Origin of the sequence: Streptococcus infantis (genome assembly GCF_001579645.1) — a bacterium.
Classification (GTDB): Bacteria; Bacillota; Bacilli; order Lactobacillales; family Streptococcaceae; genus Streptococcus; species Streptococcus infantis_E.
Genome location: NZ_KQ970818.1, coordinates 365,601 through 372,240 on the forward strand (window position 1 = coordinate 365,601; position 6,640 = coordinate 372,240).

Genomic DNA, 6,640 nt, shown 5'->3' on the forward strand with positions numbered 1-6,640 from the left:
ACTTGGACATAATGATGAATTGATGCTTTGTTCATTTACCCCTGCAACTGTAAATGCTTGTTTCTTTTGAATTGTAATGTTCATGCTTCTTCCTCCTCTTACACTTAGTGCTAACTGCACTCGTGATACTAATTTGAATGGTTTTCCATTTCTTACCTCAGAAGGAGTAAATCCATGAAAATTTTTAAAAGCTGTTCCAAATGAATCTGATGACTCATATCCAAATTTGAAAGCAACATCAATAATTTTTTCATCCTTATTTCTTAATATAACGGCCGCTTCAGTCAATCTTCTGCTTCTTAAATATTCTGAAAGCGTTGTTTCAGTCAGAATAGAAAACAAGCGACTGAACATTGAATACGAATATCCGGATAACTGAGTTACTTTCTTTTCATCAATTTCATCATCAAGAACTGTTTCAAGATAATCAATCGTATCGTTAAACGACTTGATAATATTCACTTTGATTTCCCCTTTCTTTTGGTTTATTTTAGTATAGAGGAATATTTCTTTTCTTACCCTACAGTATCCGTACAAATTTTATAGGCTTCATCTCATAGAAACTTATACCTTGCTAAGTTCAACAAATTCAAATTTGTCTACACCGCATAAACAGATTGAAGTAAGTCAAGCCAAAATGACTGACTGTCTTGTCTTTCATTGCCACGGTTTTCCCAGCGTTTAATAAATGCTTTAGCTTGCTTTTTTTGTTCTCGGATGTTATTCACTTTTAATTCTCCAACCAATGCATTATTTTGACTTGTTTATTAAGAAGTCCTGTAAAAGACTAATAATTTGGTTTTTATCTTCCTCTGTTAATTCATGCTCTCTCAATAAACTAACTATCTCCTCAAGGCCATCATCTCGTCCTTTAAGAATCTCAAAAGAAGTATTTAAGATTTCAGCTAGTTTCTCTACTGTATCATCCTTTGGATTTCTCCCCCCGTTCTCCCACCTAGCATATTGAGCTTGAGCCACACCTAACTTTTCAGCAACTTCTAATTGAGTAAGTCCTGCATCTAGTCGGGCTTTTTTTATATTGTCTTTCAACATTTTAAAATTCCTTTCGCTTTTCTATTGGCCTATAACCAAAATGGTTGTGTTATGATTATATGACTAAAAGATATACAATGTAGGTAATACTAGTTCGCTTATGAATATGAAAAAACACCCCAGAAAGCTCTGCAAAGCATTCTGAGGCTTTCGTTTAAAACCAATATGATTATACCAAAATGGTAATAAAAAGTCCATAAGAAGCGAAATTTGGCTAGCTAAGGATATTATGGCTTCTACACAGTAAATGTCAGAAAAATTGGCAATACTTACTCCTACCATTCGCCTAGTTTAGAGATTGTGAGACAAGAGCAAGGGCGCAAGCCGAAGGCAATGCGCCCGAAGCACGTAGTTCTCTCAATCTCTAAAAAAGCCGGCGTTTCTAACAGCCAGCAAACAGTTACACTTAAGGCAACGCCCTAAGTAACGTGTCGTCAGCAAAACTCAATAGTAACATTGACCTACGCATTTAGCAATTATAGAAAGGAGGCGTTACAGATGAAAAATAACCTTCAAGCACTACGAGAATATCAAAGTCGAGTAGATTTATCAGAACTAGAAAAATCTATTTATATCAGTATTGACCGACTAACAGTAATCCTTGATAGAGACAACTGTTCTCTAAGACGTATATAGGGTGTTATTAGGACTTTCTTTCCTTATGTTGAAAAAGAAGGCAGGTTTTTTGGGTGTTTTAAGGAAACTATTAAACATAATTTTTGTTTAAAAATATTATTTTAAGAGAGAAATCTCTAATTTCATAATCTATAAGCAAACGCTTGCATTCCTTTTTTTATTGGATTATAATAGGTTGGTATAAATCCTTCTGTAATAATATTGAGAAGGTGTAGAAAGTAAGGATTTAGAATATTTGTAGTCAAAAATACAATGTTGTTTCTTACGATAGGGAGATAGATATGGCAATGATAGAAGTGCAACATCTTCAGAAAAATTTTGTGAAGACTGTTAAGGAACCGGGATTAAAGGGAGCTTTGCGCTCCTTTATTCATCCTGAAAAGCAGACCTTTGAAGCGGTCAAAGATTTGACCTTTGAGGTGCCCAAAGGGCAGATTCTAGGCTTTATCGGGGCAAATGGTGCTGGAAAGTCAACCACCATCAAAATGCTGACAGGGATTTTAAAACCGACATCTGGTTTTTGTCGGATTAACGGCAAGATTCCCCAGGATAATCGCCAAGATTATGTCAAGGATATTGGAGTCGTTTTCGGACAACGTACCCAGCTATGGTGGGACTTGGCCCTGCAAGAGACTTACACGGTCTTGAAGGAGATTTACGATGTGCCAGACTCGCTCTTCCACAAACGCATGGACTTTTTGAATGAAGTTTTGGATTTGAAGGAATTTATCAAGGATCCTGTGCGGACTCTTTCACTGGGTCAACGGATGCGGGCGGATATTGCGGCTTCCTTGCTTCACAATCCCAAGGTTCTCTTTTTAGATGAGCCGACCATTGGTTTAGATGTGTCGGTCAAGGATAACATTCGACGTGCTATCACCCAGATCAATCAAGAGGAAGAGACAACCATTCTCTTGACCACTCACGACTTGAGCGACATTGAGCAACTCTGTGATCGGATTTTTATGATTGATAAGGGGCAGGAGATTTTTGATGGAACGGTGAGCCAGCTCAAGGAGACCTTTGGCAAGATGAAGACTCTCTCCTTCGATCTGACGCCAGGTCAAAGTCATCTAGTCTCCCACTATGAAGGCCTGCCAGATATGTCTATTAATAGACAAGGGAATAGTCTCAACATTGAATTCGATAGTTCACGCTATCAGTCAGCTGACATTATCAAGCAAACCCTGTCTGATTTTGAGATTCGCGATTTGAAGATGGTGGATACGGATATTGAGGATATTATCCGTCGCTTCTATCGAAAGGAGCTCTAAGATGGTCAAATTGTGGAGACGTTATAAACCCTTTATCAATGCAGGTGTTCAGGAATTGATCACCTATCGAGTCAACTTTATTCTCTATCGGATTGGCGATGTCATGGGTGCTTTTGTGGCTTTTTATCTATGGAAGGCTGTCTTTGATTCCTCCCAGGAGCCTTTGATTCAGGGCTTCAGTATGGCGGATATCACCCTCTACATCATCATGAGTTTTGTGACCAATCTTCTGACTAGGTCAGATTCGTCCTTTATGATTGGGGAGGAGGTCAAGGATGGTTCCATCATCATGCGCTTGTTGAGACCAGTGCATTTTGCGGCCTCTTATCTCTTTACCGAGTTTGGTTCCAAGTGGTTAATTTTTATCTCTGTTGGACTGCCATTTTTAAGTGTCATTGTTTTGATGAAAATCTTGTCTGGGCAAGGTATTGTAGAAGTGCTGGGATTAACTGTCCTTTATCTCTTTAGCTTAACCCTGGCTTATCTGATTAACTTTTTCTTTAATATCTGCTTTGGATTTTCAGCCTTTGTATTTAAAAATTTATGGGGTTCCAATCTACTCAAGACTTCAATAGTGGCCTTTATGTCTGGCAGTTTAATTCCCTTGGCTTTCTTTCCGAAAATCGTTTCAGATATTCTCTCCTTATTGCCATTTTCATCCTTAATTTACACTCCGGTCATGATTATTGTTGGGAAATACGATGCCAGTCAGATTCTTCAAGCACTTTTGCTTCAGCTTTTCTGGCTTATAGTGATGGTGGGCTTGTCTCAGTTGATTTGGAAACGAGTCCAGTCATTTATCACCATTCAGGGAGGTTAGTATGAAAAAATATCAACGCATGCATCTGATTTTTATCAGACAGTACATCAAACAAATCATGGAATACAAGGTTGATTTTGTGGTTGGTGTCTTGGGAGTCTTTCTCACTCAAGGCCTGAACCTCTTGTTTCTCAATGTCATCTTTCAACACATCCCCTCGCTAGAAGGTTGGACCTTTCAAGAAATTGCCTTTATCTATGGATTTTCCTTAATTCCAAAGGGATTAGATCATCTCTTTTTTGACAATCTCTGGGCTTTAGGTCAACGACTAGTTCGAAAAGGGGAGTTTGACAAGTATCTGACTCGTCCTATCAATCCTCTCTTTCACATCCTCGTTGAGACCTTTCAGATTGATGCCTTGGGCGAACTTTTAGTCGGTGGAATCTTACTAGCGACAACGGCGACTAGCATTGCTTGGACTCTTCCCAAATTCCTGCTTTTCCTAGTCTGTATTCCTTTTGCGACCTTGATTTATACTTCCTTGAAAATTGCAACAGCCAGTATTGCTTTTTGGACCAAGCAGTCAGGCGCTATGATTTACATTTTTTATATGTTTAATGACTTTGCTAAGTACCCGATTTCCATTTACAATTCCCTTCTTCGTTGGTTGATTAGCTTTATCGTACCTTTCGCCTTTACAGCCTACTATCCTGCCAGCTATTTCTTGCAGGACAAAGACGGGCTCTTTAACATTGGTGGTTTGATTCTGATTTCCCTTGTCTTCTTTGTCATTTCTTTGAAACTCTGGGACAGGGGCTTGGATGCCTACGAAAGTGCAGGTTCGTAAGAGCTAAAGTAAGAGTAAAATAAAGAAAGGAACTTATGATGCTTGTAATTAAAGAAGTCAAGGATGAAGAGCCAAAAATGGCAGTTGTCGCTGAGGTTTTAAAGGATTTGCCAGAATGGTTTGGAATACCAGAAAGCACGCAAGCCTACATCGAAGGAGCCAAGGACTTGCAAGTGTGGGCCGCCTTTCAGGAGAGTGATTTGCTTGGCTTTGTAAGCTTGTCCTATTCTAGTGAAGATTGCGCTGAGATTGATTGTCTCGGTGTAAAAAAAGCTCATCAAGGTAGAGGGATTGGGAATCAATTGCTTGCTGCTTTAGAAAGTGAAGCACGCAAAAACGTTGATTATTTACAAGTGAAAACAGTAGCAGAAGGCTCTAATAAAGATTATGATCGAACAAATGTCTTTTATCGCAGTCTTGGCTTTAAAAAATTAGAGATTTTTCCACAACTTTGGGGGCCTCAAAATCCTTGTCAGATTTTGATTAAAAAGATGGGTTAAGAATCCCTTGACATCCTTTCTTATAGTGCTATACTATAAGTGGAATCGCCGATTTAGCTCAGTTGGTAGAGCACCGCATTCGTAACGCGAAGGTCACAGGTTCGATCCCTGCAATCGGCATAAGAAAGAGCAATAAAATAAATATTATATTAGTTTATTAGAATCATCAATACTCATCAAAATGAGGAGGAGTATCATGAAAAAGAAAGAACGGATAAAACAAGTAGATAAGACTCACGTTCGAAAAGGAACTTCATCTAGATTGGCAGAAACCCTTTCTACAATTAATAATATAAAAATGTATATCGGTCTTGCCGTAACAGCTCTAGTTATAATCATTGTTGCTAGCATCTTTTTAAATTCACCTAATCTCAAGCAAGAAGCAAATCAAACTTCTTCCTCATCTAAGACTGAAGAGACGACAAAAAGTCAGGGGAAAGAGGATGATAAGGATAAGGTAAAGGAAGAGGAAATTCAAAAGCTAAAGGAGCAATTGGCTGATTTGGATACCAAGATCTCAGAAGCGGAGCAGCATGTTAGTCAATTAAAAAAAGAAGCTTCTGTTCTCAAATTAGATATTGAAGCCCTCAGAAATAATGATTTATCAAGTTTAGAGGGTACTTGGCGGACACAGTCTGGTAATGAATATATCATTAATGATTCAGGGGAAGTCCAATCTTCTTGGATATACAATGATCAAAAGCATGAGTCTATTGTTGAATTGAAAGTATCAAAAAGTCAGAATGATCGCAACCCAGAAACAGTAGCCCTTGGTGCTTGGGCAAAAGGTTCTCAGGTGGGAGGGTTTGTGGTAGTCGTTGTACCAAGTGGTGTTGTCATGGAACCTGGTGGTGATGGTAAAATAACAGACAATTCCAATCACACTGAGGATAGACTCTTTGCAGGACAACAATATGAAGGAATGTTGATGCATCCAGAAAATGTTTACTATCGCGTTAAACCAGATACGAGCCAATTAGAATCAGAAGAGAAGAATTTAGCGAAATTGAAAGCTGATCGTGATGCCATCAAATCAGCTTTAGAGTCTAAAGAAAAATGAAAAATGAATGAAAAGAAGCCAGCAATGGCTTCTTTTTTAGAAAAATTCTGACCACATAGTCTATCATATCTGCCACATAGACAAAAGCTATTGTTTGCGATTTTTATTTCTGTTATAGTTGTAATTGTTAAAGGGAGATAAAACTTCCTAACAAAATAGAAAATGAGGTCGTATCATGAAAAAAGTAGTAGGTATCGGATTTTTAGTCGTTGCAGTAGCAGTTTTGTATTTTGGTTTTGTTGGATGGCCAAGTTTGGATGTCAATATCTGGGCCCTCTTTCCAGTAGGTTTATTCCTATTTTTTACCCTTGAGAATTTGGTGAAAAAAGATTACAAGGCCAGTCTCATGAGCTTGATTATTGCCTTTATCATCGCCAATGCCATTCTTGATATCTTGCCACTTTCAAGCGGTTTGGTTATCGGTGCTGGAGTCTTGGCTTGCGTTGGAATTGGATTTCTTTTTCCTGAAGCCAATAAGTAAGAAAAATAATACAAAAAAATCTCGAGAGG

8 protein-coding genes, 1 tRNA gene and 1 pseudogene are annotated in these 6,640 nt (G+C 38.3%); 7 read left to right on the forward strand and 3 right to left on the reverse strand.

Annotated elements, in window-relative coordinates; genetic code table 11:
- The 3 genes and pseudogenes from SINDD18_RS01760 to SINDD18_RS01765 all read right to left on the reverse strand — a co-directional run.
- Positions 1–462 (reverse strand): helix-turn-helix domain-containing protein (locus SINDD18_RS01760; protein ID WP_153014400.1); only part of this gene is annotated, 462 nt, incomplete at its 3' end.
- 140 nt (positions 463–602) lie between these two features.
- Positions 603–728 (reverse strand): annotated as a pseudogene (locus SINDD18_RS11635) (type IIL restriction-modification enzyme MmeI); the annotation flags it as partial.
- Positions 729–750: 22 nt separating this feature from the next.
- Positions 751–1,053, reverse strand: coding sequence for a helix-turn-helix transcriptional regulator (locus tag SINDD18_RS01765; protein WP_000910340.1), 303 nt, complete (start codon positions 1,051–1,053; stop codon positions 751–753).
- Positions 1,054–1,970: 917 nt separating this feature from the next.
- Here SINDD18_RS01765 and SINDD18_RS01770 point away from each other — a divergent pair.
- The 7 genes from SINDD18_RS01770 to SINDD18_RS01800 all read left to right on the forward strand — a co-directional run bounded on the left by SINDD18_RS01770 (position 1,971) and on the right by SINDD18_RS01800 (position 6,611).
- Complete coding sequence (locus tag SINDD18_RS01770) at positions 1,971–2,963, forward strand: ABC transporter ATP-binding protein (RefSeq protein WP_061862876.1); 993 nt, start codon at positions 1,971–1,973, stop codon at positions 2,961–2,963.
- A gap of 1 nt (position 2,964) precedes the next feature.
- On the forward strand, positions 2,965–3,783 hold the full coding sequence (locus SINDD18_RS01775; protein WP_061862877.1) for an ABC transporter permease: 819 nt from the start codon (positions 2,965–2,967) through the stop codon (positions 3,781–3,783).
- A gap of 1 nt (position 3,784) precedes the next feature.
- Positions 3,785–4,570: an ABC transporter permease gene (locus SINDD18_RS01780; protein WP_049509910.1), complete on the forward strand. Its 786-nt coding sequence runs from the start codon at positions 3,785–3,787 to the stop codon at positions 4,568–4,570.
- 38 nt (positions 4,571–4,608) lie between these two features.
- Positions 4,609–5,070 carry a GNAT family N-acetyltransferase gene (locus tag SINDD18_RS01785; RefSeq protein ID WP_049503797.1) on the forward strand — a complete coding sequence of 154 codons (462 nt, stop codon included), beginning with the start codon at positions 4,609–4,611 and terminating at the stop codon, positions 5,068–5,070.
- Between the two features lie 47 nt (positions 5,071–5,117).
- A tRNA-Thr gene (locus SINDD18_RS01790) sits at positions 5,118–5,190 on the forward strand.
- Between the two features lie 76 nt (positions 5,191–5,266).
- A complete protein-coding gene (locus SINDD18_RS01795; protein ID WP_061862878.1) occupies positions 5,267–6,130 on the forward strand; it encodes a DUF6287 domain-containing protein in 864 nt (287 codons plus the stop codon).
- Positions 6,131–6,305: 175 nt separating this feature from the next.
- Positions 6,306–6,611 carry a hypothetical protein gene (locus SINDD18_RS01800; RefSeq protein ID WP_049504204.1) on the forward strand — a complete coding sequence of 102 codons (306 nt, stop codon included), beginning with the start codon at positions 6,306–6,308 and terminating at the stop codon, positions 6,609–6,611.
- Positions 6,612–6,640: the final 29 nt, after the last annotated feature.

Excerpts from the sequence above, each read along its gene's own strand:
- SINDD18_RS01765 (WP_000910340.1), bottom strand. The coding sequence starts at position 1,053 with ATGTTGAAAGACAATATAAAAAAAGCCCGACTAGATGCAGGACTTACT.
- SINDD18_RS01770 (WP_061862876.1), top strand. The coding sequence starts at position 1,971 with ATGGCAATGATAGAAGTGCAACATCTTCAGAAAAATTTTGTGAAGACT.
- SINDD18_RS01775 (WP_061862877.1), top strand. The coding sequence starts at position 2,965 with ATGGTCAAATTGTGGAGACGTTATAAACCCTTTATCAATGCAGGTGTT.
- SINDD18_RS01780 (WP_049509910.1), top strand. The coding sequence starts at position 3,785 with ATGAAAAAATATCAACGCATGCATCTGATTTTTATCAGACAGTACATC.
- SINDD18_RS01785 (WP_049503797.1), top strand. The coding sequence starts at position 4,609 with ATGCTTGTAATTAAAGAAGTCAAGGATGAAGAGCCAAAAATGGCAGTT.
- SINDD18_RS01795 (WP_061862878.1), top strand. The coding sequence starts at position 5,267 with ATGAAAAAGAAAGAACGGATAAAACAAGTAGATAAGACTCACGTTCGA.
- SINDD18_RS01800 (WP_049504204.1), top strand. The coding sequence starts at position 6,306 with ATGAAAAAAGTAGTAGGTATCGGATTTTTAGTCGTTGCAGTAGCAGTT.